This window comes from Burkholderia sp. SRS-W-2-2016, from assembly GCF_001931485.1.
Lineage (GTDB): Bacteria > Pseudomonadota > Gammaproteobacteria > Burkholderiales > Burkholderiaceae > Paraburkholderia.
Map to the genome: position 1 here is coordinate 13,551 of NZ_MSDV01000057.1, position 26,328 is coordinate 39,878.

Genomic DNA, 26,328 nt, shown 5'->3' on the forward strand with positions numbered 1-26,328 from the left:
ATGTCAAACATGGCTAATACGATGAATGCATCGATCGACGCGCTCGCGGATGCGGCCAGCGCAAGGGACGCGAGCGCGGCGCTCACGCAGCCGGCCAACGTCGCGGTCCGCAATCTGACGATCCGCCTCGGCGCGAACACGGTGATCGAGAATCTCGATCTCGACGTGAACGCGGGCGAGTTCGTCGTGCTGCTCGGGCCGTCCGGCTGCGGCAAGTCCACGCTGCTGCACAGCATCGCCGGACTGATCGACGTCAGCGACGGCAGCATCGAAATCGCCGGCGAGGACATGACGTGGGCCGATCCGAAAGATCGCCGCATCGCGCTGGTGTTCCAGTCGTACGCGCTGTATCCGACGATGAGCGTCGAGCGCAATCTGTCGTTTGCACTGCGTATCAACGGCACGCCGAAAGCGGAGATCGCGCGGCGGGTCGAGCGCGCATCCGAGATGCTGCAACTCGGGCCGCTGCTCAAACGCAAGCCGTCGCAACTGTCGGGCGGGCAGCGCCAGCGCGTCGCGATCGGTCGCGCGATCGTGCGCGAGGCCGACGTATTCCTGTTCGACGAACCGCTGTCCAATCTCGACGCGAAGCTGCGCACCGAGTTGCGCCGCGAGCTGAAGCAGCTGCATCAGCGCCTCGGCGCGACGATGATCTACGTGACTCACGATCAGGTCGAAGCGATGACGCTCGCCACACGAATGGCGGTGATGCGCGGCGGCGTGATCCAGCAGTTCGGCACGCCGGCCGAGGTGTACGCGCGGCCGGCCAACCTGTTCGTCGCGACCTTCCTCGGCTCGCCGGCAATGAATCTGTTGAAGGGCACGCTGGAAACGCGCGACGGCAACACGTATTTCCGCACGCCGCGTTTGCGGCTCGACGTGTCGGCGTACGCGTTCAACGAGGCGGCGGCGCCGAAGCACGGCCAGCCGTGCGTGCTCGGCGTACGCGCGGAAGACGTGCACGTACGTGCGGATTCGAACGCCGGTTCGAACGCCGGTTCAAACGCCGGTTCAAACGCCGGTTCAAACGACAGCGCACGCGCCGCTGAAGCCGTCAACACACCGGGCGGCGAAGCCGCAAAAGTTTCGCTGGTGGAGCCGATGGGCAACCACCGGGTGATCTGGCTCGACTATCATGGCGAGCAGATCGCGTCGATCGATCAGACCAAAGCGGCCGTTGCCGAAGGCGACACCGTGACGTTCTCGCTCGACGCCGCGCACGTCTCGCTGTTCGACGAAGCGGGCGGCGCGCGTCTGTGACGCGGCCGCGCCCGAACGCGAGGCTGCGCCCCATGTAAACAGCCCCAGGCTTGATGGAGAACCGCGTGGCAACTCTGAAGGATGTCGCGGAACTGGCCGGCGTGGGCATGTCGACCGCCTCACGAGCCATTTCCGGTAAAGGACCGGTTTCCGCCGACGCCGCCGCCCGCGTGAAGGCGGCGATCGAGGCGCTGAACTTCCGGCCGTCGTCGATCGGCCGGGCGATGGCCACCCAGCAGCTGGGCATCATCGGCCTGTTCGTGCCGACGTTTTTCGGCTCTTACTACGGCACGATTCTCACGCAGATCGATACGGAACTGCGCGCGGTGCACCGTCACGTGGTGGTCGCAACCGGTTGCGGCGAAGTCGCGCCGCGCGAGCAGGCAATCGAGGCGGTGCGCTTTCTGATCGGCCGCGATTGCGACGGCGTGGTCGTGATGAGTCACGACCTGCACGACGAAGACCTGACGATGCTGCACCGGATGCACCCGAAGATGGTGTTCCTCAATCGCGCGTTCGAGCAGTTGCCGGACGCGTCGTTCTGCGCGGACCACCGGCACGGCGGCGAACTGGCGGCGCGCACGCTGCTCGAATTCGGCCATCGCGAGATCGGCGTGATTTCCGGGCCGGCCACCGCGTCGGACAACCAGGCGCGGATCGAAGGCTTTTTCGGCGAACTGGCGCGCGCCGGCATCGCGCGCGAGGACGTCACGCTGATTCAATCGGACTTTTCTCCGCAGGGCGGCTACGCGGCCGCGCAGCAGTTGCTCGAGTCGAAGCGGCGCGTGACCGGCCTCTTTTGCGCGAACGACACGATGGCGCTCAGCGTACTCGCGCGCTTTCATCAGGCGGGCGTGTCGGTGCCGGACGACATTTCGGTGATTGGCTACGACGACGATTACTCGGCCGCCTACACGGCGCCGGGCCTCACGTCGGTGCATATTCCGACCGCCGAACTCACGCAGAACGCGGTGCGCTGGCTCGTCAATCAGTGCTATGGAACGACGTGGGAAATCTTCCGCGAGTTTCCGGTCAGCGTGACGATGCGCGAATCGGTCGGGCCGGTGCCGGCGCTGAAACGCACATCGCGTGGTGGCGACCGCTAGAAGCGCTCATCTAATTCACGCGAATTAGGCGTTTTTTAAGCCAGTTGTAATTGTTCGCAATAGAGATTTGCGGTTTTCCCTCATTTAACTAGCGTTAAAAATCGTTAGACTTGCCGGTAACAAGTTGTTACGAGGTGAAAGATGTTGGCCGTGTTTCTGATTGCCTGTCCTATCTGCATTGCCGCGCTGTTCGGTTTTGCGCGTCACGTGGATCCGCAGACGGGGCAGTTCAAGCGTTGAATTCCAAAGAGCGATTCTGGTTGCCGGTCCTTACCGGAAAGAATTGCATGCGCCGGTAGCGGCGCGTAGCTGGTTGTCAGGTTCAAACCGGCAACCGGCGGATTCTCTTTCGATTGGCTTTCTTATTTGCCGTTTTCTCAATAGCCTGTTCGCGGCGCGATCAGGTCTTGCCTTTGCGTGCCGACTCGCGGCACGATGCGCGATACACCGGGTTTTGGGGCGGCATCGCGTATGCATGATTCTCTGCAAAAGCTCGCGGCACGCGCGAACGTGCTGAAGGGCATTCTTCCGTTGAACCGGGCCGCGGCCGCGCGCGATGCGCTGGCCGGCGTGCAGCTCGCGTCGATGGACATTCCGCAGGTGCTCGGTTACGCGCGCATCGCCGGGATGCCGGCGGTCACCGGGCTTTACACGGTGTTTCTGCCGCTGATCGCGTTCGCGTTGTTCGGCGCGTCGCGGCATCTGGTGGTCGCCGCCGACTCCGCGACCGCGACCATTTTCGCGAGCCGTCTGGCGACGATGGCCCCCGCCGGCAGCGCCGAATACGCGACGCTCGCCGCGATGGTCGCGTTGCTGACCGGCGCGCTGCTGCTGATCGCGCGCATCTTCAAGCTGGGCTTTCTCGCCGATTTCCTGTCGCGCACGGTGCTGGTCGGCTTTCTCGCCGGGGTCGGCGTGCAGGTCGGCATCGCGATGCTCGGCGACATGCTCGGCGTGTCCGGCCATGAGGCGACGAGCGTCGAGCAATTGCTGCTGGTGGTGCGTTCGGCCTCGCGGATTCATCTGCCGACGCTGGCGATTTCTGTGGCCGTGGTCGCCGCGATTCTTCTGTGCAAACGCTGGTGGCCGCGACTGCCGGTGCCGCTCTTCGCGGTCGTCGCCGGGATCGCGGCCAGTGACGTTCTCGGTTTCGCCTCTCACGGCATCTCGATCCTCGGGCCGGTCGCGGGCGGGCTGCCGCCGCTGCGCATTCCGTTCGTGACGTGGCAGCAACTGCTCGATCTGATTCCGGTGGCCGCGTCGTGCTTCGTGATGATCGTCGCGCAGAGCGCGGCCGCGAGCCGCGTGTTCGCCGAGCGCTATCGCGAACCGATCGACACCAACGCCGACCTGCTCGGCATCGCGGCGGCCAACGCGGCGGCCGCGGTATCGGGGGCGTTCGTCGTCAACGGCAGCCCGACGCAGACCGCGATGGGCGATCGCGCCGGCACCCGCAGCCAGTTCGCGCAGCTCGTGTTCGCGCTGGTGGTGGTGGTCGTGCTGCTGTTTTTCAGCCGTTTTCTGCAGTATCTGCCGCACTGCATTCTGGCGAGCATCGTGTTTACGATCGCGGTCGGTCTGGTCGACTGGCGCGCGCTGTTCGCGATTCGCCGCGAAAGTCCCGGCGAATTCACCCTCGCGTTGATTACCGCGGCGGCCGTCGTATTGATCGGCGTCGAGCACGGCATCCTGGTCGCGATCGCGTGGTCGCTGCTGCGTCATGTGCGCCACAGCTATCGTCCGCACACGATGCTGCTCGCGCCCGATAACGACGGCCAGTGGGTGCCTGTGCCGGCGGTGCCGGGCATCGAGACCGCGCCGGGGCTGATCGTCTATCGCTTCGGCGCCGATCTGTTCTATGCGAACGATCATTTTTTCGTCGAGGATTCGCGCCGGCTGATCGATCGCGCGCCGCATCCGGTGCGCTGGTTCGTGGTCGACGCGAGCGCGATCACCGATCTCGACTATTCGGCGGCGCGCTCGGTCGGCGACCTGTGCACGCAGTTAAAGCGGAGCGGCATCGAGATCGTGTTCGCGCGCGTGAACCGCTATCTGCGCTCGGATATGGACCGGCATGGGATCACGCCGATCATCGAGGAGCGCTGCATTTTCGGCACGCTGCACGAGGCGCTGCGCACGGCCGGGGTCGAGAAGCCGCACGAGCAGGTGAAGGGGGCGCCGTGACCGGCTGACCGCTGACCGCTGACGCTGACCGCCGAAGGCTCCGCTAGTTGCGCGAGGTGAGCAGCTTCAGCCCGGCGATCCCGAACATCACCGCGAGCGAGCCGTCGAGCCAGCGCCGGATCGCCGCGTAGATCCGCCGCGCGGACGCGGTCGAAAACAGCACCGCGTAGCTGCTGAACACCGTTGCGCCGATCGCCATGCAGCCGAGCACCACCGGCATCACATGGGTTGTGCCATGCACCGGCGACATCGCCAGCGACACGATCGACATCCACACGAGCACGGCCTTCGGGTTGGTCAGATGCAGCAGCAGACCGCGCAGATAGAGCCGCCCGAGCGGTTCGTCGACGCGTGCCGCGCGCACCGCCGGCGGCTGGGCGCTGAGCGCCGAGCGCGCGGATTTGAAGCCGAGCCACAGCAGATACAGGCCGCCCGCGATCCGGATCGCGACGAGGCACTGCGAATAGCTGGCGAGCACCGCCGACAACCCCAGCGACGCCAGCAACGCCCACGAGAACGAGCCCGACACCACGCCGAGCGCGAACACCAGCGCGGCGCGGCGGCCGGCGCTCATCGCCAGCGACATGATCGCGAGATTGCTCGGCCCCGGGCTCGCGGTGCCGACGAAATAGGCGCTGTAGGCGATCAGGACATCGGCGGTGAGCAGCGGGCTGGCGATCATGATGGAGGCGAGGGCGGGGTGGAACGAGCGATTCTGCGCGCCGCTGGCCGAAACTCACAGATACAGTTGCCGTTTTGCGCGGCGGCACACATCGCGTCGCCGCCGCTGCCGCCGCCTCAATCCTGAAACCCCCGCAGCACCGCGCCGAGTTCGTCGATCGCGAACGGCTTGCGCAACGCCGCCCATCTGAACGGCACTTCCGGCAGCAGCGGCATTTCATAGCCGGACGAGAACACCACGCACAGCGACGGCTGCCACGCGGCCGCCCGCTTCGCGAGCTCGATGCCGTCGATGCCCGGCATTTTCAGATCGGTGATCAGGACGTCGAACGGTTCGCCGGCGAGCCACTGCAATGCATCGTTGGGCGAGGTCGTCGAGCGGGTCGCGTGACCGATCAGCGCGAGCTGTTCCTTGACCGCGTCGGACAGATTCGCGTCGTCGTCGACCAGCAGGATGCGCAGGGCCTGCGTGTTCGCGGCCGGCGTGGCGGCGGGCGCGGTGGCCGACGGCATCGCGGCCAGCGCCGCGCCGCGCTTGTCGAGCAGCTGACGGATCTTGCGGGCGAGCTGCTCGCGACTATAAGGTTTGCTGAGCAATTCGACGCCGGGGTCGAGCCGCCCGCCGTGAACGATCGCATTCTGCGTATAGCCGGACGTGAACAGCACCTTCATGTTCGGCTGCAGCAGCACCGCCTGCGCGGCCATCTCGGGGCTGCGCAGCGGTCCCGGCATCACCACGTCGGAGAACAGCAGATCGACATCGACGCCGCTGCGCAGCACGGTCAGCGCTTCCTGCGCATCGTCGGCTTTCAGCACCCGGTAACCGAGCCCGGTCAGCGTGTCGATCGCGGTGGACTGCACCTTGCGGTCGTCCTCGACGACCAGGATCACTTCGGTGCCGCCCTTGACCGCGCCGCGCGCGCGCGGCGGCGGTTCGACGGCCTCGCCGGTCGAGCGCGGCAGATAGATCTTGATGGTGGTGCCGTGGCCGGGCTCGCTGTAGATGCCGATATGGCCGCCGCTCTGTTTGACGAAGCCGTACGCGGTGCTCAGACCGAGGCCCGTGCCGCGGCCTTCCGGCTTGGTTGTGAAGAACGGATCGAACGCGCGGCTCTTCACGTCGGGCGGCATTCCGGTGCCGGTGTCGGTCACGGCCAGCAGCACGTACTGGCCGGCGGCCAGCTCCGGCACCGACGCGACGTAGTCGTCGTCGAGCATCGCGTTGGACAGCTCCATCGTCAGCTTGCCGCCCTGGGGCATCGCGTCGCGCGCATTGATCGCCAGATTCAGCACGACGTTTTCCAGCTGATGAATATCGACCAGCGTATTCCACAGTCCGCCCGCGACGACCGTCTCGATCGACACGGTCTCGTCGAGCGCGCGGCGCAGCAGATCGTCCATCCCGCGCAGCGCGGCCGCGAGGTTGATGACGACCGGTTGCAGCGGCTGCTGGCGGCCGAACGCGAGCAGTTGCGACGCGAGCTTCGAGCCGCGCTCGACCGCGTCGATCGCCTTGTACACGCGGTCGCGCGTCCACGCGTCGCGATGATGGCGGCTGTCGAGCAGTTCGAGATTGCCGCGTAGTACCTGCAACACGTTGTTGAAGTCGTGCGCGACGCCGCCGGTCAGTTTGCCGACCGCTTCCATCTTCTGCGCCTGGAACAACGCGGCGCGGGTCTGTTCGAGCGCGCGGCTCGCCTCCATCCGTTCGGTGATGTCGCGGGTGATTTTTGCAAAGCCGGCCAGCTCGCCCTGTTCGTCGCGGATCGCATCGATCACCACATGCGCCCAGAAGCGCCGGCCGTCCTTGCGCACGCGCCAGCCTTCGGCCTCGAAGCGGCCTTCGCGCGCGGCGATCGACAGCCCGCGTTGCGGCAGTCCCGCCTTCGCGTCGTCCGGCGTGTAGAAGCGCGAGAAATGCGAGCCGATGATTTCGTCGGCGTCGTAGCCTTTGATGCGGCGCGCGCCCGCGTTCCAGTTCGTGACGATGCCTTCGGGCGACAGCATGAAGATCGCGTAGTCGGTGACGCCGTTGACCAGCATCCGGAAGCGCCGTTCGCTTTCGACGACCGCTTCGTGCGCGCGGCGCTTGTCGGTCATGTCGCGCACGATCTTGCCGAAGCCGAGCACGTTGCCGTGGTCGTCTCTCAGCACCGTGATCACCACATTGGCCCAGAACCGCGAGCCGTTCTTGCGCACCCGCCAGCCCTCGGATTCGACCCGGCCGTTGCGGCGGGCGACGTCGAGCGCGGCGGCCGCGCTGCCCTGGCGGCGGTCTTCTTCGGTGTGGAAAATCTCGAACGACTGGCCGATTACTTCAGTGGCCTTGAAACCGTGGATGCTTTCGCCGCCCACGTTCCAGGTCCTCACGGTGCCGTCCGGCGCGAGCCCGATCACCGCGTAGTCGCTGACCGAGCTGACCCAGCGCCGGCACCAGTCGTCGGGAATGGTTGGACCGCCTTGTTCGTTGCCGCGCATGAGTTTGTCCCTGGCTTTATCGTGTACCGGTGCGTTGCTCGCAGCACGTCGCCACAGTACATCGCTTATTCGGAGAAGCCGTCAGCAGAAAATGTGCCCGCCCCCGTTGAAGGCCTGGCGTGGCGCGGATGTCGTTTTTCGTGAATCTGATTGAAAGCATGTTTCCTAATATTTCCGCCACGCGGCCCGTTCGAGTTTCGCAGGTATTGCACTAACGGCGGCTAATTTTATTCAACAAACGTTTGCCGGTTTGCAATCGCCGCGCATTTCGCCGGACGCATAAAAGCGTATTAATACTTACAAAAACCTTCCTGACAATTTCGCCATTTTCGTGCCATGCAGGCGTTGGTCCTACCGATCTAGCATACGGGCAGAATTACACATTCCTCCTTTCCCGCACTCCTCTCCGGCCCGTTTCAATGTGGATCGTCAACGTAGCGCTTAAGCGGCCATACACGTTCATCGTGATGGCGATTCTGATCGTACTGGCGACGCCCTTCGTGCTGTTCACCACGCCCGTCGACGTGCTGCCCGAAATCAATATTCCGGTGGTCAGCATTATCTGGACGTACACCGGTCTGTCGGCCGAAGACATGGCCAACCGGATGACCTCGGTCAACGAGCGCAGTCTGACCACCACGGTCAACGACATCGAGCACATCGAGTCGCAGTCGTTGCCCGGCATCGCGATCCTGAAGGTGTTTCTGCAGCCCAATGCGAATATCCAGACCGCGATCGCGCAGACCGTCGCGGTCGAGCAGGCGCAGCTCAAGCAGATGCCGCCGGGCGCGACCGCGCCATTGGTGATCAGTTACTCGGCTTCCAGTATTCCGGTGATCCAGCTCGGCCTGTCGAGTCCGAAGCTCTCCGAGCAGGATCTGAACGACACCGCGCTGAACTTCCTGCGTCCGCAACTGGTGACGATTCCGGGCGCGGCCGTGCCGTATCCGTACGGCGGCAAGTCGCGGCTGATCTCGGTCGACCTCGACACCCGCGCGCTGCTCGCCAAAGGGCTGACGCCGACCGACGTGGTCAACGCGTTCAACGCGCAGAACCTGATTCTGCCGACCGGCACCGCGAAGATCGGCCCGAAGGAATACACGGTCAACATGAACGGTTCGCCGGAGACCATCGAAGGGCTCAACGATATTCCGGTGCGCACCGTCAACGGCGCGACCACTTATCTGCGCGAAGTCGCGCACGTGCGCGACGGCTACTCGCCGCAGACCAATATCGTGCGGCAGAACGGCCATCGCGGCGTGCTGATGTCGGTTCTGAAAAACGGCAATGCGTCGACGCTGTCGATCGTCGATACGCTGAAGGGTTTGTTGCCGGGCGCGCGCGCCGCGCTGCCGCCCGATCTGCAGATCACCGCGCTGTTCGATCAGTCGGTGTTCGTGAAGGCGGCGGTGCAGGGCGTGGTGCGTGAGGCGCTGGTCGCCGCCGCGCTCACCGCCGCGATGATCCTGCTGTTTCTCGGCAACTGGCGCAGCACCTGCATCATCGCGATCTCGATCCCGCTGTCGATTCTCGCGTCGCTGCTCGCGCTGCACGCGCTCGGCCAGACCATCAACATCATGACGCTCGGCGGTCTCGCGCTGGCGGTCGGCATTCTTGTTGACGACGCCACCGTGACGATCGAAAACATCGAACGGCACCTGCATTTAGGCACTAATCTGCACGACGCGATTCTCGACGGCGCCGGCGAAATCGCGGTGCCGGCACTGGTGTCGACGCTGTGTATCTGTATCGTGTTCGTGCCGATGTTCTTCCTGACCGGCGTCGCGCGCTATCTGTTCGTGCCGCTCGCGGAGGCGGTGGTGTTCGCGATGCTCGCGTCGTACGTCCTGTCGCGTACGCTGGTGCCGACGCTCGCGATGCTGCTGATGGGCCACGCGCACAAGCCGAAGGAGGGTGCGAAGCCGAATCTGTTCATGCGGCTCTATCACCGTTTCGACGCCGGCTTCGAGCGGATGCGCGCGGGCTACATCATGATCCTGAGCAGCCTGCTGGTGCGCCGCAAGCTGTTCGGCAGCCTGTTCCTCGCGTTCTGCGTGCTGTCGATGGGCCTCGCGTTCGCGCTCGGCGAGGACTTTTTCCCGAACGTCGACGCGGGCGATATCCGTTTGCATATGCGCGCGCCGACCGGCACGCGGATCGAGGAAACCGCGCGCCTCGCCGACGAAGTCGAGCAGGTGATTCGCGAAGTGGTGCCCGCCAAAGATCTCGGCACGATCCTCGACAACCTCGGGCTGCCGTATAGCGGCATCAACCTGTCGTACAGCAACTCGGGCACGATGGGCACGCTCGACGGCGAAATCCAGATCGCGCTGAACGAAGGCCACCAGCCGTCGCAGGTCTATATGGACAAGCTGCGCACGATCCTGCCGCAGCGCTTCCCGGGCGTCGAGTTCTTCTTCCAGCCGGCCGACATCGTCACGCAGATTCTCAACTTCGGGCTGCCCGCCGCGGTCGACGTGCAGATTTCCGGCGCCAATCAGCAGGGCAATTTCGACGTCGCCCGCAAGCTGCTCAAAGAGGTCCGGCTGATTCCCGGCACCGTCGATACCCACATCCAGCAGAAGCTCGACGAACCGGTGCTCGATCTGCATATGGACCGCACGCGTTTGCAGCAGCTGAAGCTGAGCGCGAACGACGTCGCGCAGAACGTGCTGGTGTCGCTGTCCGGCAGCTCGCAGACGTCGCCGGGCTTCTGGATCAACAACCGCAATGGTGTCGAGTACAAGGTGCAGGTGCAGACGCCGCAGTACCAGGTCGCGTCGATCGACGATCTGCTGCGCACGCCGGTGTCGAGTTCGTCGAGCGGGCCGTCGCAGCTGCTCGGCAACCTCGTGCGGATCGCGCCGAAAAGCCAGTTCGCGGAGGTGTCGCACTACAACATCCGGCCGGTGATCGATCTGTACGTGAGCGTCGAGAAGCGCGATCTGGGCAGCGTCGCGCGTGAGGTCGACAAGCTCGTCGATCAGGCGCGCGCATCGCTGCCGCGCGGCAGCACGATCACCGTGCGCGGCCAGGTGCAGACGATGCGCAGCTCGTACATCGGCCTCGGGCTCGGCGTCGCGATGGCGATCGTGCTGGTGTATCTGCTGATCGTCGTGAACTTCCAGTCGTGGATCGATCCGCTGATCATCGTCAGCGCGTTGCCGGCCGCGCTCGCCGGCATCGTGTGGATGCTGTTTCTGACCGGCACGCACCTGAGCGTGCCCGCGCTGACCGGCGCGATCATGACGATGGGCGTCGCGACCGCCAATAGTATTCTGATGGTCGCGTTCGCGCGGCAACGGCTCTCCGCCGGCGCGCCGGCGCTGACCGCCGCGCTCGAAGCGGGCGCGAGCCGGATCCGGCCGGTGCTGATGACCGCGTTCGCGATGATCATCGGCATGATCCCGATGGCGCTCGGGCTCGGCGAAGGCGCCGAGCAGAATGCGCCGCTCGGCCGCGCGGTGATCGGCGGCCTGCTGTTCGCGACGGTGTCCACGCTGTTTTTCGTGCCGGTCGTGTTCGCCGGCATTCATTCGTGGCTCGCGCGGCGTCGCAACGGCGATGGCGGCCCGCACAAAAGTTAAACGATGGTTGATTGAGATGACAGAAAAAACTCATGCATCGCTGGCGATCCCCGCGCGGGAAACCGAGGAAGGCGAGCACCTGCTGCCGCCGCGCCACCGCGAATGGAAGCGCGCGAAGATCGCAGTCCTGATCGTGCTGATCCTGCTGGCGCTCGGCGCGCTGCGCACGGTGATCGCGAACGTGATGCAAAGCCGCGAGGTCGCGGCGAGCACGCAGCAGAACGCGCAGCAATACGTGCACATCGTGCTGCCGACGCAGACCGACAGCGGCGGCAGCTCGCTGCTGCCGGGCACGTTGCGCGGCTATGTCGAGTCGCCGATCTATGCGCGCTCGACCGGCTATCTGCTGCACTGGTACGCCGATATCGGCGCGCGCGTGAAGCAGGGTCAACTGCTCGCCGAACTCGACACGCCCGAAATCGACCAGGAACTTGCGCAGGCGCTGGCGCAGCGGCAGCAGACCAGTTCGAGCCTCGCGCTCGCGAAAAGCTCGCTGGAGCGCTGGCAGCAGTTGCGCCAACGCGATGCGGTATCGCAACAGGAACTCGACGAACGCCAGAGCACGTACACGCAGGACGTCGCGAATCTGGCCGCCGCCGATGCGAACGTGAAGCGCTTGCAGCAGCTCGAATCGTTCAAGCGGATCGTCGCGCCGTTTACCGGCGTGGTCACGCAGCGCAACGTCGATGTCGGCGATCTGATCGACGCGGGCAGCGGCACCAGCCGTGCGCTGTTCGCGCTCGCGCAGTCGGACCCGCTGCGGGTCTATGTGCAGTTGCCGCAGGCGTACGCGCAGAACGTCGCGGTCGGGCAGAAGGTCGTGGTCACCCAGGCCGAGCTGCCGGGCCAGCAGTTCCACGGCACGATCACCCACATGTCGGGCGCGATCGATGTGCCGACGCGGTCGTTGCAGATCGAGGTGACGCTGCCCAATCCCGACGACCGGTTGCGCCCCGGCGCGTACGTGCAGGTCGCCGTGCCGGCCACCGCGCATGCGCACCTGACCGTGCCGGGCAACGCGCTGCTGTTCCGCGCGGAAGGTCCGCGCCTCGCGGTCGTCGATGCTAGTGGCAAGGTCAATCTGCACAAGGTCGTGATCGCGCAGGACCTTGGACAGACGCTCGAAATCGAAAGCGGGATCGAGCCGACCGACCGGATCATCATCAACCCGAGCGATTCGATCGCCGACGGCGATCACGTGCAGGTGCAGCCGCAAAAGAGCGGCAAGGGGGCGTCGTGAGGTTCGCGCTCACCGCTCTGGCCGGCGTCGCGTTGCTGTCCGCGTGCACGGTCGGCCCCGACTATCAGCGTCCGCAGGCCGAGGTGCCGCCCGAGTGGCACACCGATTCGTTCTGGCGGGTCGCCGCGCCGTCGCATGCGCCGCTCGCGCCGGACTGGTGGAGCGGTTTCGCCGACCCGACACTCGCGTCGCTGGAGACTCAGGCGCTCGCGCAGAACCAGACGCTCGCGGCCGCGAGCGCGCATTACGAGCAGGCGAGGGCGACGCTCGCGAACGTCAGCGCGCAGCGCGTGCCCGAAGTGGACTTCGCCGCGTCGGCGTCGCGCTTCCGGATTTCGCACGACAGGCCGCTGACCAACTACGCGACGCCGACCCAGTCGACGGTGCAGAACAACATCCAGCTCGGGCCGACGATCAGCTACGACACCGATCTGTTCGGCCGGATTCGTCGGCAGGTGGAAGGGGCGCAGGCGTCGGCCGAGCAATCGGCGGACGATCTCGCGAACGCGCGCCTCGTATTGAGCACCGATGTCGCGACCGATTATTTCTCGCTGCGCGAACTCGACGCCGAGATCGACGTGTTGAATCAGTCGGTCAAGCTGCAACAGAAAGCGCTCGACTACGTGAACGCGCAGCACGATCTCGGCGCGGTGTCCGGGCTCGACGTGCTGCAGCAGAAATCGCAACTCGACTCGACCCGCGTGCAGGCGCAGTTGCTGCTCAATCAGCGCGCGCAATACGAGCATGCGATTGCCGCGCTGGTTGGCGTGCCGGCGCCGCAGTTCGCGATCGCGCCGCAGGTGCTCGACATCAAGGCGCCGGCGATTGCACTCGGCGTGCCGAGCGACGTGCTGCAACGCCGGCCCGATGTGGCGTCGGCCGAACGCGCGATGGCCGCCGCGAATGCGCAGATCGGCGTGGCTAAAGCCGCGTTTTTTCCGAGCCTGACTTTGACGCCGGGGATCGGTTGGGAGAGCACGCAGTTCGCCAATCTGCTGAGCGCGCCGACGCTGATGTGGACGCTCGGCGCGACGCTCAGCCAGGCGGTGTTCGACGGCGGGCGGCGCGCGGCCAACGTGAAGTACGCGAGCGCGGGCTACAAGGCGACCGAGGCGAACTACCGGCAGACCGTGCTCGCCGCGTTCCAGCAGGTGCAGGACGGCATTACCGGGCTGTCGGTGCTCGACGGCGCGGCACGGCAGTCGCATGAGGCGGTCGACGATGCGCGGCGCCTGCTGTCGCTCGCGAACGATCGCTATTCGGGCGGCCTCGTCGCATATCTGAACGTGATCGACGCGCAGCAATCGCTGCTGACGAGCGAGCGCCAGGAAGTGCAGATTCATGGCCAGCAGTTGACGTTGTCGGTGGGGTTGGTGAAGGCGCTCGGCGGCGGGTGGACGGGTGGGGATGAGGGCAGTGCCGCGAACGCGCACGATGCGAATGCGGCTCACGTGGCGGCGGATTCGGCAAATGTGGCGAGTGTCGCGCCTGAAGCGAGCGGGGCGCAAACCGCGGCGGCGACCAGCGCCGAGCCCGCGCGGACGCCCGCGCCGGCGCGCTGAATGGAGTCGCCGCGCGAGCGCACGGCGGCCATTGCGGCAGCCTGAGAAAAACGGGGCGTTTCGTATAATGCACAGAAAGGTACGCGCATGAAATTGCTAATCGTTGAAGACGAGCACAAGGTAGTCGACTACTTACGCTCCGGTCTGACAGAGCAGGGCTGGGTCGTCGACGTCGCGCTCGACGGCGAGGAAGGCATGCATCTGGCCACCGAATTCGATTACGACGTGATCGTCCTCGACGTGATGCTGCCCAAGCGCGACGGCTTCAGCGTGCTGAAGGCGCTGCGCATGCGCAAGTCGACGCCGGTCATCATGCTGACCGCGCGCGATCACGTGAACGACCGCGTGCGCGGCCTGCGCGAAGGCGCGGACGACTACCTCACCAAACCGTTTTCGTTTCTCGAACTGGTCGAGCGGCTGCATGCACTCGCGCGCCGCACGCGTTCTCAGGAATCCACACTGATTTCGGTCGGCGATCTGTTCGTCGATCTGATCGGCCGGCGCGCGACCCGCGACGGCGTGCGGCTCGATCTGACCGCGAAGGAATTCCAGTTGCTCAGCGTGCTCGCGCGCCGCCAGGGCGATATTCTGTCGAAGACCGCGATTACCGAACTGGTGTGGGACGTCAATTTCGACAGCCATACCAATGTGGTCGAAACCGCGATCAAACGACTGCGCGCGAAACTCGACGGCCCATTCCCGTCGAAACTGCTGCATACCGTGCGCGGCATGGGCTACGTGCTCGAAGTACGCGAAGAGGCTGAATCGTCATGAACCGTTCGATCGCGCGGCGGCTGGCGTCGATGTTCGCGCTGGTCGCGCTGTTCGTATTCACGCTGGTGGGCACCGGGCTCTTTCTGGTGCTGCGTACGCAGCTCGAACATCACTTGCGCGAGTCGCTCGACGATCGCACGCAGATCGCCCGCATCATCGTCTATCACGCGGTCACGCCGGACAAATGGCGGATGGTGCGCGAAAAGCTCACCGACATGACGCCGCACGACAGCAGCACCGTGTATTCGGTGTCGAGCATGGATCCGGGTTTCAACTTCGGCAGGCCGGTCGAAGGCACGGTCGTCAAGAGCTGGCCCGGCGGTTATACGCGCATCGCGCCGGCCGGCGGCGGCGCGGACATGCTGACTTCGACGGTCACCGTGCGGCCGAACGGCGAGCGTCCGCCGATGCAGTTGCAGGTCGCCGTCAGCTATTCGCCGAATCTGCGCACGATGCGCGTGTTCGGCTCGGCGCTCGCCGCGCTGTCCGCGCTCGGCAGTCTCGCGGTGCTGCTGCTCAGCTATTCGGTCACGCGCCTCGGCCTCGCGCCGCTCACGCGGCTCACGCGCGATGCGTCGGCGGTCAGTCCGAACAATCGCTCGCAGCGGCTGAATACCGCGTCGCTGCCGCACGAACTGAACGATCTGGCGAACTCTTTTAACGGCGCGCTCGAACGGCTCGACGGCGCGTATGGCCGGCTCGAATCGTTCAACGCGGACGTCGCGCACGAACTGCGCACGCCGGTCACGATCCTGATCGGCCAGACCGAGGTCGCGTTGACACGCAACCGCTCGGTCGAGGATCTACGCCACACGCTGCAATCGAATCTCGAGGAATTCGAGCGGATGCGCGCGATCATCAACGACATGCTGTTCCTCGCGCGCGCCGATCAGGGCGAACGCGCGACCGGGCTGATCGACGCGTCGCTCGCGGCGGAAGTCGCGCATACGCTGGAGTTTCTGGAGATTCCGCTCGAAGAGGCACGCGTGCATGCGCAATTGCGCGGCGACGCGTTCGCGCGCGTGAACCGCTCGCTATTCGGCCGCGCGTGCACCAATCTGCTGATGAACGCGATCCAGCATTGCGAGCCGGGCGCGACGATCAGCGTGACGATCGCCCGCGGCGAGGGCGAAATGCGCGACCAGGTGCGGGTGATCGTCGCGAATCCGGGCGCGCCGATCGCGCCGGAAATTCTCGAGCATCTGTTCGACCGCTTCTATCGCGCGGAAGTCTCGCGCACCAATAGCCGCGAGAATCACGGGCTCGGCCTCGCGATCGTGAAGGCGATCGCGGAGATGCATCGCGGCACCGTGTCCGCGGAGAGCGCGAACGGCATCAATACGTTTTCGTTCTCGGTGGCCGCGCCTTTGTCGGCGGGGGCGGGCGACGTGCCGCCGCTGCGTGCGACTGCCAACACGAATGTGGCCGCCGATACCGCCTATTCGGCACTCGCGAAAGGCAAGTCTGCCTGAATTCATCAGGCCGCCGATTTCCTGACCACGGACTTGTTCCGTCGGCGCAATATCGACGCGTTTTAATTTATTAAGCGCATTGAGAATATGGTTCGCGCGAACGTTAAATAAAATAATCCGCCCAGCCGCGCGTGACATTCCGCTCGATATTAAGCGGATGTTCCATCTCATCAGGGTATCAAGCGACACTTAAACAGTATTGGACGCTGCTTCCGCGCTTCGCCTATCCTGAGCCCGCTATTACACGAATAAATCCACGACTGCACCGCGCCGGTCAGGTTCGCGCATTCAGATAAATCTTGATTCCGGTTCACGCCATCGGTGCGTGGAGCCGCGCTCATTTGCATCCGAGCTTAAACCATGCATGAAAGGAGACATCATGCGCCACCTCGATGTTCAAAAGCTTTGCGACGAAGCCCGCTTCGGTAAATTCCATCTGTTGCTGCTGTTCTGGTGCGCGCTGATCATCATCTTCGACGGTTACGATCTCGCGGTCGTCGGCATTGCGCTGCCGTCGATCATGCGCGACATGAGCGTCGCGGCAACCAGCGCCGGCTTCATGGTGAGTTCCGCTTTGCTCGGCATGATGCTCGGCGCGGTTTTTCTCGGCACTATCGCGGACCGCATAGGGCGCGTTCCCGCCATCGTCATCTGTCTGTTGCTGTTCAGCATTTTCACCGCGGTGGCGGGCTTGACCAGCAATCCCGTGACGTTCGGTATTGCGCGCTTTCTCGCGGGCCTCGGAATTGGCGGCGTGATGCCGAACGTGGTGGCGCAGATGACCGAATATTCGCCGCGCAAAATCCGCAGCCTGATGGTCACGCTGATGTTCAGCGGCTATTCGGTGGGCGGCATGCTGGCGGCGCTGGTCGGCAAAGCGATGATCGAACGTTATGGCTGGCAGTCGGTGTTTCTCGCCGCCGGTATTCCCGCGTTGCTGGCGCCGTTCATCTGGAAGCTGATGCCGGAATCGCTGGCTTTCCTCGTGAACAACCAGCGCGACGCGAAGCTGAAACAGATCCTTCCGCAAATCGACCCGGCCTATGTCCCGCAGCAGGGCGACCGCTTCGCGCTTCACGATAGGAGCGCGAAAGCCGGCTCGCCGATCCGGCAACTGTTCGCCGATGGCCGCGGCACCAGCACCGTGATGCTGTGGATCGCGTTTTTCATGTGCCTGTTCATGGTCTACGCGTTGAGTTCGTGGCTGACCAAACTGATGGCAACGGCGGGCTACAGCCTCGGTTCCGCGCTCACGTTTGTGCTCGTGCTGAACTTCGGCGCGATGATCGGCGCAATCGGCGGCGGATGGCTCGCGGACCGCTTCAACATCAAGCACGTGCTGATCGTGATGTACGGACTGGCCGCGGTGTCGATCAGCCTGCTGGGGTTCAAGGTGCCCACCCCGGTGTTGTTCTTCCTCGTTGGTCTCGCCGGCGCGTCGACGATCGGCACGCAAATCGTCACCTACGCGTTCGCCGGCCAGTTCTATCCGAATGCCGCGCGTTCGACGGGTATCGGCTGGGCATCGGGTGTCGGACGAAGCGGTGCGATTCTGGCGCCGATCGTGATTGGCATCCTCGTGAGCCAGTCGCTGCCGCTGCAGCAGAACTTCTTCGCGATTGCGGTTCCGGGCGCGATTGCGATGCTGGCGGTCTGTCTGATCAAGGTGCGCCGTACGCCTTCCGGTAACGCGATCAGCGCGGCGTCGGTAGCCGATCCGGCTTGAGCGGCGGACGTTGAAGGGTTTGGGCCTGGACGAACACCCCGCGGCGGCCGCGCGTGCAAGTGTGAATGCGCGCGCGAAGGCGGCGGGGTGTTCGCCGATACCGCTTATTCGTCGCTCGTGAAGGGCAGGTCGGCCTGAACCGGCAGGCGCGGCTTCAGCGCCTGCTCGCTGGCCGACGTCAACGTGCTGATCCTCACACCCAGCAAGCGCAGCTTGCGATCCAGCTTCACTCTGCGCAAACATTCGGTCGCCGCGCGACGGATTTCGGTTGCGTCGGCGGTCGGTTCGTCGAGCGTCAGATCGCGCGTGACGGTGCGGAAATCGTCGTAACGCAGCTTGATGCCGACCGTGCGCCCCACGTAGCCCTTGCGCACGAGATCGTCGGCGACGCGCACGCACAACCCCGTAAACGCACTCGATAACGCCGGCCGGTCATGGCGCGGATGCAGATCGCGCTCGAAGGTGGTTTCGCGGCTGATCGATTTGGGCTCCGATTCGACCACCACCGGCCGCTCGTCGTGACCTTGCGCGACCTGCATCAGCCACGCCGAATAACTGCGCCCGAAGTTGTCCTGCAACAGTCCCGCGTCGGCGGCGGCGAGATCGCCGACCGTCGCGAGGCCGAGCGCGGTGAGTTTTTCCGCGGCCTTCGGGCCGATCCCGTTGACCTTGCGCACCGGCAGCGGCCAGACCCGCAGCGCGATGTCGGCCGGGGTCAGCAGGGTCAGGCCGTCGGGCTTGTCGAGTTCGGAGCCGATCTTCGCGAGCAGCTTGTTCGGCGCGATGCAGATCGAGCAGGTCAGGCCCGTGGCCTCGTTGACCGCCTGCTTGATGCGGCTGCCGATGTCGGCCGGCTCGCCCGCCACGTCGGTCAGATCGATATAGATTTCGTCGATGCCGCGATCTTCGACGCGCTCGGTGAAGGTTCGGACCGCTGCTTTGAACAGGCGCGAGTAGTGGCGATACGAGTCGAAGTCGGTCGGCAGCAGGATCGCGTCGGGCGCGAGCGCGGCCGCCTTCATCATGCCCATTGCCGAAAACACGCCGAGCGCGCGGGCTTCGTAGGTCGACGTGGTAACGACGCCGCGGCCCGCGTAGTCGCGCAGCTTCGCGAAACGCTTGCTGCCGTCCGCGAGAATCTCCGGCGCGCTGTTGCGGCCGCCGCCGATCACCACCGCGCGGCCGCGCAGCTCCGGATAGCGCAGCAGTTCGACGGACGCGTAGAACGCGTCCATGTCGAGGTGCGCGATGCGGCGGAGTGGGGCGGTCATGACGGGCGGTGTGACGGTTGCGGCGGTGACTGGGTAGCGGTGGTTGACGCTCTCGCGGCGGCAGGCGCTGCGGCGCGTGGTGCGGGCGCGGCGGTGCGCCAAGGCGTAATAGTACCTTGTGGCAAGGGCGCGGGAGTGAGTAACCCGAGGAGCGTTTCGCTGCGGCCGTGGCGTGGTCGCGCAGGCGTGACCGGGCTGCGAAAGTCGGCGGAATGCGGGGGAGGTCGGAAAGGCGGCGAGCGCTGGAGAGCGGAACTGCGCGACACGGTTGCGGCGGCTTCCCGAGCGCCGCAACCGCGCGATAACGCGTTGACTGTCTGATTACTGCTTGATCCCTTCAGCCTGAATATGCAGCGTGGTCTTCATATTGAAGCCATACGACTTGCCCCAGTCGATGCCGAAGTCGTCGCGATTGAACGTCGCGGTCGATTCCGTGCCGCACACTTCGCGCTTGAGCATCGGGTGCTGGATGCACTTGAACGACTCGATCTTCAGATTGACCGGCTTGGTCACGCCATGCATCGTCAGCGTGCCGATCACTTCGACCGGCGTGTCGCCGTCGAAGCGGATCTGCGTGCCCTTGTAGGTCGCGGTCGGGAATTTCCCGGTGTTGAAGAACTGCTCGGACACGAGTTCCTTGTTGAGCTTGTCGTTGCCGATATCGACCGAGTTCAGGTCGATCGTCGCGTCGAGCGTGCCGGTCTTCGCCGCGCGATCGAGCGTCACCGTGCCGCTGCTCTTCTTGAACTTGCCGCGCCACACCGACACGCCGCCCATATGGTCGGTCTCGAAGCTCGGTGCGGTGTGGGACGGGTCGAGCACGTAGGTGTCGGCGGCCATCGCGTTGAACGACAGTGCGGCGGCGAGTGCGCCCGCGGCGAGAACGAAGGTTTTTTTCATTGTCGATATCCAGATATCAGAGGGTGAGACGGTGTTGCTTGCGCGGACGTTACTTCTTTGCCGCGACCAGATGAAATTTGATGACGACTTCGTCGGCGACTACCGACGTGTCTTTCCATTCGCCGGTGCCGACGTCGAACTGCGTGCGTTTGATCGGCAGCGCGCCGTCGAAGGTCTGCGTGGCGCCCTGGCTTGCGATCGTCACCGGCACGACGACGGTCTGCGATTTGCCCTTGATCGTCAGCTTGCCGGTCACCTTGTACTGGTTGCCGCCGGCCGGCGCGATCGCGCTCGACACGAAGGTCGCGGTCGGGAACGCGGCGCTGTCGAACCATTCCTTGCCTTGCGCCTGCTTGTTGTAGTCGTCGGCGCCCAGGTCGTAGCTGGCGGTGTCGATCGACATGTTCGCGGTGCCCGCGGCCGGCTTGGCCGGATCGAAGTTCAGCTGCGCGGAGAACTTTCTGAACTTGCCGTCGACCGGCACGTTCATCTGTTTGGTGGTCGCGATCACGGTGCTTTTCGCGAGGTCGACGTCGGCATGCGCGAGGTTCGCGCCGAGCATTGCGAGTACCGCGACCGAAGCCAATGCCGCGCGCTGGGCGGAGAGATAAAAGGGTGTTTTCATAGTGGTACGCATCCTATCCGAGCCGCGCGGTTGCATTGCTCACCGCGAGGAATTTGATTGCCAACGACTCGTAGCCAATGTGACATTTGTTATTCATTTCAGAAACGGCACCATCCGCGCGAGCAGTCCGTCGCGATCGATGAACTGATGCTTGAGCGCGGCCAGTACATGCATCGCGACCAGTGCAAGCAGCGTGTAATTGAGCAGCACGTGGACCGTGCGCAGCGTGGCCTTCAATGCCTGGTCGGGGCCGATGACGGTCGGCAGCGGCACGATGCCGAGATACACGACCTGAATGCCGGCCGCGGAGCTATAGAAATAGCCGGACAGCGGAATGGCCAGCATCAGCAGATACAGCACGCCGTGCACCGCATGCGCGGCGGCTTTCTGCCATGCGGGCGTCGCGGCATCGAGCGGCGGCGCGCGGTGGGTCGCGCGCCACAGCACGCGCAGCAGCGCGAGCGCGAACACGGTCACGCCGATCCACTTGTGCCACGAGAAGTACTTGAGCTTGGTCGGCGTGAAGCCGGGGATGTCGGTCATGATCCAGCCGAGATAGAAGCCGCAGATTATCAACGCGGCGATCAGCCAGTGCAGTGCGATGGCTGCGCCGTGATAGCGCGCGGAAGCTTGTGTTTGCATCGTGTTGGTCCGTTGCTGGAAAAGGCCGCGTGGGAATGCGGATAGTAGGGATGCCAAATAAAACCGACTAGGCGGGCACGCGGGAACAGATTGTTGTGGCCGTGACGCTAATGCAATTGAAAGGCTTTCGCGCGCGACCTGGCGCTGTGGTAATTTGTGGCCCGAACAACAAGCTCGCGGGTGCCTCGCGCGAGCGCCAACATAACCCATTATCCGGGCCGACGTCGTGAATTCCGTTTTCCTTTCCTGGGGTATTGCCGCCGCCGCGACCGCGGGCGTGATCACGCGGCCGTTCAAATGGCCGGAAGCGGTATGGGCCGTCGCCGGCGCGGTGTTGCTGGTGGTGCTCGGGCTGTTGCCGCTGCCGCTCGCGTTCGAGGCGATCGGCAAGGGCACCGATGTCTATCTGTTCCTGTTCGGCATGATGCTGCTGTCCGAGGTCGGGCGGCGCGAGGGGCTGTTCGACTGGGTCGCGGTGCTGGCGGTCAATCATGCGCGCAGTTCGCCGCGCAAGCTGTTCGTGCTCGTCTATCTGTTCGGCGTGGTGATCACCGCGTTTCTGTCCAACGACGCGACCGCCGTCGTGCTGACGCCGGCCGTGTTCGCGGCCGCGAAGAAGGCGAAGACGCCGCCATTGCCGCTGCTGTTCGTGTGCGCGTTCGTCGCCAACGCGGCGAGCTTCGTGCTGCCGATTTCGAATCCGGCCAACATCGTGCTGTACGGCAATCACACGCCGCCGCTCGGTCACTGGATGGCGCGTTTTGCGCTGCCGTCGCTGCTGTCGATCGTCGCGACGTTCGTGATGCTGCGCTGGACCCAGCGCGACGCGCTGGCCGGCGTCTGCGAAGCGAATCTCGAAGCGGTGAAGCTGTCGGCGAGCGGCAAGGTCGCGCTCGCGGGCATCACGGTGACCGCCGGCGTGCTGCTGACGGTGTCCGCGTACGACATCCAGCTCGGCATGCCGACCGCGATACTGGGCGCGCTGACCGCGCTGGTGGTGTTGCTCAAGGAGCGCAAATCGCCGCTGCCGATGATCCGCGAGATTTCCTGGAACGTGTTGCCGCTGGTCGCCGCGCTGTTCGTGCTGGTCGAAATGCTCGATCACACCGGCGTGATCAACACGCTCGCGGGCGAGTTGCGGCGCGCGACCGAGCGCAACGAAATGGCCGCGGCGGGGTGGGCCGGCGCGATCATCGCGTTCGGCAGCAATCTGATGAACAACCTGCCGGCGGGGCTGATCGCGAGTTCGACCGTGATGCAGGCGCACAGTCCCGAACGCGTGATCGATGCGCTGCTGATCGGCGTCGACCTCGGGCCGAACCTGTCGATCACCGGCTCGCTGGCGACGATTCTATGGCTCAACGCGATTCGCCGCGAAGGCGAGGACGTGAGCTTTCTGAAGTTCCTGAAGGTCGGTGTGCTGGTGATGGTGCCGGCGCTCGTGCTGGCGTTGGGGGTGCGGGTTTTGATGGGGTGAGCGGCGCTGCCCGGTGGCCACCCGTTCGGAGTTCGGACGCCCCGCGCGGCGTCCTCATGTCGATTACAGCGTCATCACACACCCGCACTCAAAGCCGAGCCCGACCGCGTCGTTTCAGCGACCTGACTCAGCCGCGAACCGGCCGAGCGCAACATCGCTTCGAGACGCGCGACGCGTTCGCGTTGCGCGGGCATCAACGATGAAGACATCAGCGCATGCAAGCGCCGCTGCCAGTACGACAGCGGAAAGCGGTCGCGCGGAGAAATCAGGCCGAATACGACTTCGAGGTGGGCAATTTCCTTGTCGATATCTTGGTAACTCATGGGTAGGTTCCGGGAAGGTTGGGGGTGAGCCCGCGCGAATCCTATTCAAAAGCAATCATCGTTCCAAGCTTGGCGAGGGCGGCTGAAGCCAGACTCCGTGGCGGAAAGCGCCGATTCGACCCGCAACTTCGGCACATCGCAGCGCGTAAGAAGCGGCAATGCCTGCAAGCTTTACTTATTCTGGTCCGTTGTGGTGCGCGACTGGAATGCGCGGGCGGCGCGTTCGGGATCGAAGGCGCGGATAGCGCCGGCAGAACGAACGATACGCAGCACGCTTGCGAAATAGAACGGCAAACTCATTTCATTCGATGTCATTCGATGTCACGCGGCGGCGCCCGCGGCCATGACATAACTCGACATGATTGTTCAATTGCACAGCGACGGCGCATGGCCAAGAATTCGCCCTGTCATCGAAACGGATCGCGGCAATTGCAGGCGACGGCGATGACCCCATCGAAGGAGTCAGTCATGAAGAAGTTGCTCGCCACCGTGCTGCTGTGCTGCGCATCCACCGTCACATTCGCGCAGGCCGCGCCGCAAGGGATGACCCCGCAGCGGATGGAGCGCATGGAGCAGCAGTTGCAGACGCGCTTTGCAAACGCGAACACCACGCACGACGGCAAACTCACCCGCGAGCAGGCCGCCACCGGCATGCCGATGCTCGCGCGTCATTTCGACGAAATCGACACGCAGAAACTCGGCTACGTGACGCTGCCGCAGATCGCGGCGTTCATGCAGGAACGCGGGGCAGCGCACTGAGCGGCGCGGGGATCGGCGGGATCGTAGCGGGCGAGGCCGCACGGCGCCGCGCGGTCGCTATCGCGCTGGTAGTCGCGCTCATGAGCGCGCCGCCGCCCGGCACAGTTCCCGCGTTTGCGTTCATACTCGGCGTCGTAGCGCCCGCGCTCGCGACCAACCCAGGAGCCGCCGCATGGAACGTCCTGCCAGGATCATCGTGCTCGACGACGAAGTCGAGCTGCGCAACATGCTGCTGCGCTTTCTGCGCGGCCACGACTTCGACGTGCGCGCGGCCGAGGACAGCAAGCGCCTGTACCGCTATCTGGAGCGCGAGCCGTTCGATCTGCTGATCCTCGATCTGATGATCGGCGACGAAGACGGCCTCGAAATCTGCGCGCAACTGCGCGCGCAGGGCCAAACGCTGCCGATCCTGATGCTGACCGCCAAGGGCGATCCGCTCGATCGCGCGGCCGGCCTCGAAACCGGCGCCGACGATTACCTCGCGAAGCCGTTCCTGCCGCGCGAACTGGTCGCGCGCATCAACGCGCTGCTGCGGCGGCAGAAGATCGCCGCCGGCGAGCCGACCGTCACTTCGCAAAGCGTGCGCTTCGGCGAATTCGCGCTCGATGTCGGCAAGCAGCAGCTGACACGCGCCGGCGAGCTGCTCGAGATTCATTCGGCGCAGATGCTGCTGCTGGTCGCGCTGGCGTCGTCGCCGAATCGCGCGGTGAGCCGCGACAACCTGCTCGCGCGGGCGCGCGGCCGCGACCATGACGCGCTCGATCGCAGCATCGATGTGCAGGTGCTGCGGTTGCGCCAGATCGTCGAAGCCGATCCGTCGAAGCCGCGTTTCATCAAGACCGTATGGGGCGTCGGCTATATGCTCGCCGCCGATGTCGAATCATGACGCGGTCGCCGTGGCGCAGACTGCTGCCGCGTACGCTGCTCGCGCGCAACATCGCGCTGCTGATCGTGCTGGTGATGCTGAGCCAGGTCGCCTCGATCGTGGTGCTGCTGCATTACGTGCAGCGTCCGCGCGTCGAGCGCGCGGCGGCCGTGTTCGCGAGCTACGTGACCACGCTCGATAACCTGCTCGCCGCGACGCCGCCCGCGTCGCGCGCGGCGCTCAGCGCGCGGCTCGATGCGCGCGAAGAGTTGCCGCCCGAAGCGAACGACGCGCCGCCGCACGACCTGTTGCGCGCGTATCGCGGCTATCAGCGCCGCGTGTTTCTCGACAGCCTGCGCGCGCATCTGCCCGCCGACATGCCGGCCCGCTGGCAGACCGAGGGCGCGCAGCGTCTGTGGATCCGCATGCATGCACCGGCCGCCGGCACCGCCGAGTCGACCGGCGCGCCGTACTGGATCGCGCTGCCGATTCCCGCGGACGCGCAGGGCAGCGGTCTGGAGGCCGCGATCTTCCTGTCGCTCGGGCTCGGCGTGCTCGCGGCGCTGGCCGGCTACGCGATCCAGCTGCATCTGAACGAACCGCTGCGCGAGCTGACCGGCGCCGCGCGCCGCGTGAGCGCCGGCGACATGCCCGAACCGCTGCCGACCGACGGCCCCGCCGAAATCGCCGCGGTCGGCGCCGCTTTCAATCAGATGACGCACGCGTTACGCGAAGCCGAGGCGACCCGCGCGCTGATGCTCGCCGGCATTTCGCACGACATCCGCACGCCGTTGACCAAGCTGCGGCTGTCGATGGCGATGGCGTTGCCGGCGGGCGCCGACAGCAGTTTCGTGGTGGCCGCCGAATCGTATCTGGACCACATCGAAACGATCCTGCAGCAGTTCATGGATTACGCCGGCAGCGGCGAGCGCGAGCAGGCGCAGCCCGGCGATCTGAACGCGCTGATCGAACGGCTGGCCGGCGATTTCGCGGGGCTCGGCCACGAGTTCGAGTTGTCGCTGGGCGCGCTGCCGGCGGTGCGGTACCGGCCGATCGGCATGATGCGGCTGCTGATGAACCTGATGCAGAACGCGATCGTCTATGGCGGAGCGGGGCTTGCGGTGCGCACGTGGGCGAGCGGCGGCGCGGTGACGGTCGCGGTCGGCGACCGCGGCAAGGGGCTGACGGCGGCGGAGCTGGAGAAGCTGAAGGCGCCGTTTCAGCGCGGACCCAATGCGCGCGCGCATAGCGGCGGCACGGGGCTAGGTTTATCGATTGTCGAGCGGATCGCGCGGCTGCACGGCGGCGGCCTGCAGTTTCATCCGCGCGACGGCGGCGGGCTCGAAGTGTGGGTCGTGTTGCCGGTCGAAGCGCAGGCGTGACGGCGTGGCCAGCT

The 26,328-nt window shown here is 65.2% G+C and carries 21 protein-coding genes; 13 read left to right on the forward strand and 8 right to left on the reverse strand.

The window, feature by feature from the left end:
* The 3 genes from BTH42_RS24605 (at nucleotide 1) to BTH42_RS24615 (ending at nucleotide 4,550) form a co-directional block, all read left to right on the forward strand.
* Nucleotides 1-1,260, forward strand: coding sequence for an ABC transporter ATP-binding protein (locus BTH42_RS24605; protein WP_075303779.1), 1,260 nt, complete (start codon nucleotides 1-3; stop codon nucleotides 1,258-1,260).
* Between the two features lie 53 nt (nucleotides 1,261-1,313).
* The gene (locus BTH42_RS24610; RefSeq protein WP_075303780.1) at nucleotides 1,314-2,366 is read left to right on the forward strand and encodes a substrate-binding domain-containing protein; all 1,053 of its coding nucleotides are present in this window, start codon (nucleotides 1,314-1,316) and stop codon (nucleotides 2,364-2,366) included.
* Nucleotides 2,367-2,837: 471 nt separating this feature from the next.
* On the forward strand, nucleotides 2,838-4,550 hold the full coding sequence (locus BTH42_RS24615) for a SulP family inorganic anion transporter (protein ID WP_075303781.1): 1,713 nt from the start codon (nucleotides 2,838-2,840) through the stop codon (nucleotides 4,548-4,550).
* A 43-nt stretch (nucleotides 4,551-4,593) separates the two neighbouring features.
* On the opposite strand, the gene BTH42_RS24620 is transcribed toward BTH42_RS24615, so the two are convergent.
* Both BTH42_RS24620 and BTH42_RS24625 read right to left on the reverse strand, forming a co-directional pair.
* Nucleotides 4,594-5,232, reverse strand: a complete 639-nt coding sequence (locus BTH42_RS24620) for a LysE family translocator (RefSeq protein WP_075303782.1) — start codon at nucleotides 5,230-5,232, stop codon at nucleotides 4,594-4,596.
* A gap of 116 nt (nucleotides 5,233-5,348) precedes the next feature.
* Complete coding sequence (locus tag BTH42_RS24625) at nucleotides 5,349-7,709, reverse strand: PAS domain S-box protein (protein WP_075303783.1); 2,361 nt, start codon at nucleotides 7,707-7,709, stop codon at nucleotides 5,349-5,351.
* 419 nt (nucleotides 7,710-8,128) lie between these two features.
* Here BTH42_RS24625 and BTH42_RS24630 point away from each other — a divergent pair, with 419 nt between their 5' ends.
* The 6 genes from BTH42_RS24630 to BTH42_RS24655 all read left to right on the forward strand — a co-directional run bounded on the left by BTH42_RS24630 (nucleotide 8,129) and on the right by BTH42_RS24655 (nucleotide 18,070).
* Nucleotides 8,129-11,296, forward strand: a complete 3,168-nt coding sequence (locus tag BTH42_RS24630; protein ID WP_075303784.1) for an efflux RND transporter permease subunit — start codon at nucleotides 8,129-8,131, stop codon at nucleotides 11,294-11,296.
* 16 nt (nucleotides 11,297-11,312) lie between these two features.
* Entirely contained in the window at nucleotides 11,313-12,536 is a 1,224-nt protein-coding gene (locus BTH42_RS24635; protein WP_075303785.1) for an efflux RND transporter periplasmic adaptor subunit, read from the forward strand.
* Nucleotides 12,533-14,098 (forward strand): efflux transporter outer membrane subunit, encoded by a 1,566-nt coding sequence (locus tag BTH42_RS24640; RefSeq protein WP_075303786.1) that lies wholly within the window; start codon nucleotides 12,533-12,535, stop codon nucleotides 14,096-14,098. Before BTH42_RS24635 ends, BTH42_RS24640 begins: the two co-directional genes overlap by 4 nt.
* Before the next feature lie 87 nt (nucleotides 14,099-14,185).
* Nucleotides 14,186-14,872 (forward strand): heavy metal response regulator transcription factor, encoded by a 687-nt coding sequence (locus BTH42_RS24645; protein WP_042328199.1) that lies wholly within the window; start codon nucleotides 14,186-14,188, stop codon nucleotides 14,870-14,872.
* A complete protein-coding gene (locus BTH42_RS24650; protein ID WP_075303787.1) occupies nucleotides 14,869-16,344 on the forward strand; it encodes a heavy metal sensor histidine kinase in 1,476 nt (491 codons plus the stop codon). Before BTH42_RS24645 ends, BTH42_RS24650 begins: the two co-directional genes overlap by 4 nt.
* Nucleotides 16,345-16,723: 379 nt before the next feature.
* On the forward strand, nucleotides 16,724-18,070 hold the full coding sequence (locus tag BTH42_RS24655; protein WP_075303788.1) for an MFS transporter: 1,347 nt from the start codon (nucleotides 16,724-16,726) through the stop codon (nucleotides 18,068-18,070).
* Nucleotides 18,071-18,174: 104 nt separating this feature from the next.
* Here the strand turns inward: BTH42_RS24655 and dinB are convergent, their stop codons facing one another.
* From dinB to BTH42_RS24675, 4 genes are all read right to left on the reverse strand, one after another.
* Nucleotides 18,175-19,341 (reverse strand): DNA polymerase IV, encoded by a 1,167-nt coding sequence (dinB, locus tag BTH42_RS24660; RefSeq protein WP_075303789.1) that lies wholly within the window; start codon nucleotides 19,339-19,341, stop codon nucleotides 18,175-18,177.
* A 321-nt stretch (nucleotides 19,342-19,662) separates the two neighbouring features.
* Nucleotides 19,663-20,241, reverse strand: coding sequence for a YceI family protein (locus BTH42_RS24665; RefSeq protein ID WP_075303790.1), 579 nt, complete (start codon nucleotides 20,239-20,241; stop codon nucleotides 19,663-19,665).
* A 49-nt stretch (nucleotides 20,242-20,290) separates the two neighbouring features.
* Nucleotides 20,291-20,866 carry a YceI family protein gene (locus BTH42_RS24670; protein WP_075303791.1) on the reverse strand — a complete coding sequence of 192 codons (576 nt, stop codon included), beginning with the start codon at nucleotides 20,864-20,866 and terminating at the stop codon, nucleotides 20,291-20,293.
* A gap of 93 nt (nucleotides 20,867-20,959) precedes the next feature.
* Nucleotides 20,960-21,508: a cytochrome b gene (locus BTH42_RS24675; RefSeq protein ID WP_075303792.1), complete on the reverse strand. Its 549-nt coding sequence runs from the start codon at nucleotides 21,506-21,508 to the stop codon at nucleotides 20,960-20,962.
* Nucleotides 21,509-21,734: 226 nt separating this feature from the next.
* Here BTH42_RS24675 and BTH42_RS24680 point away from each other — a divergent pair, with 226 nt between their 5' ends.
* Nucleotides 21,735-22,985 (forward strand): arsenic transporter, encoded by a 1,251-nt coding sequence (locus BTH42_RS24680; RefSeq protein ID WP_075303793.1) that lies wholly within the window; start codon nucleotides 21,735-21,737, stop codon nucleotides 22,983-22,985.
* A gap of 74 nt (nucleotides 22,986-23,059) precedes the next feature.
* On the opposite strand, the gene BTH42_RS24685 is transcribed toward BTH42_RS24680, so the two are convergent.
* Together BTH42_RS24685 and BTH42_RS35600 are read right to left on the reverse strand one after the other, a co-directional pair.
* Complete coding sequence (locus BTH42_RS24685) at nucleotides 23,060-23,308, reverse strand: hypothetical protein (protein WP_075303794.1); 249 nt, start codon at nucleotides 23,306-23,308, stop codon at nucleotides 23,060-23,062.
* 171 nt (nucleotides 23,309-23,479) lie between these two features.
* Complete coding sequence (locus BTH42_RS35600) at nucleotides 23,480-23,623, reverse strand: hypothetical protein (protein WP_178392236.1); 144 nt, start codon at nucleotides 23,621-23,623, stop codon at nucleotides 23,480-23,482.
* A 153-nt stretch (nucleotides 23,624-23,776) separates the two neighbouring features.
* On the opposite strand from BTH42_RS35600, the gene BTH42_RS24690 reads away from it, so the two are divergent.
* The 3 genes from BTH42_RS24690 (at nucleotide 23,777) to BTH42_RS24700 (ending at nucleotide 26,314) form a co-directional block, all read left to right on the forward strand.
* Nucleotides 23,777-24,067 (forward strand): hypothetical protein, encoded by a 291-nt coding sequence (locus tag BTH42_RS24690; RefSeq protein ID WP_075303795.1) that lies wholly within the window; start codon nucleotides 23,777-23,779, stop codon nucleotides 24,065-24,067.
* Nucleotides 24,068-24,239: 172 nt separating this feature from the next.
* On the forward strand, nucleotides 24,240-24,953 hold the full coding sequence (locus BTH42_RS24695) for a response regulator (RefSeq protein WP_075303796.1): 714 nt from the start codon (nucleotides 24,240-24,242) through the stop codon (nucleotides 24,951-24,953).
* The gene (locus BTH42_RS24700) at nucleotides 24,950-26,314 is read left to right on the forward strand and encodes an ATP-binding protein (protein ID WP_075303797.1); all 1,365 of its coding nucleotides are present in this window, start codon (nucleotides 24,950-24,952) and stop codon (nucleotides 26,312-26,314) included. Before BTH42_RS24695 ends, BTH42_RS24700 begins: the two co-directional genes overlap by 4 nt.
* The last annotated feature ends 14 nt before the right edge of the window (nucleotides 26,315-26,328 follow it).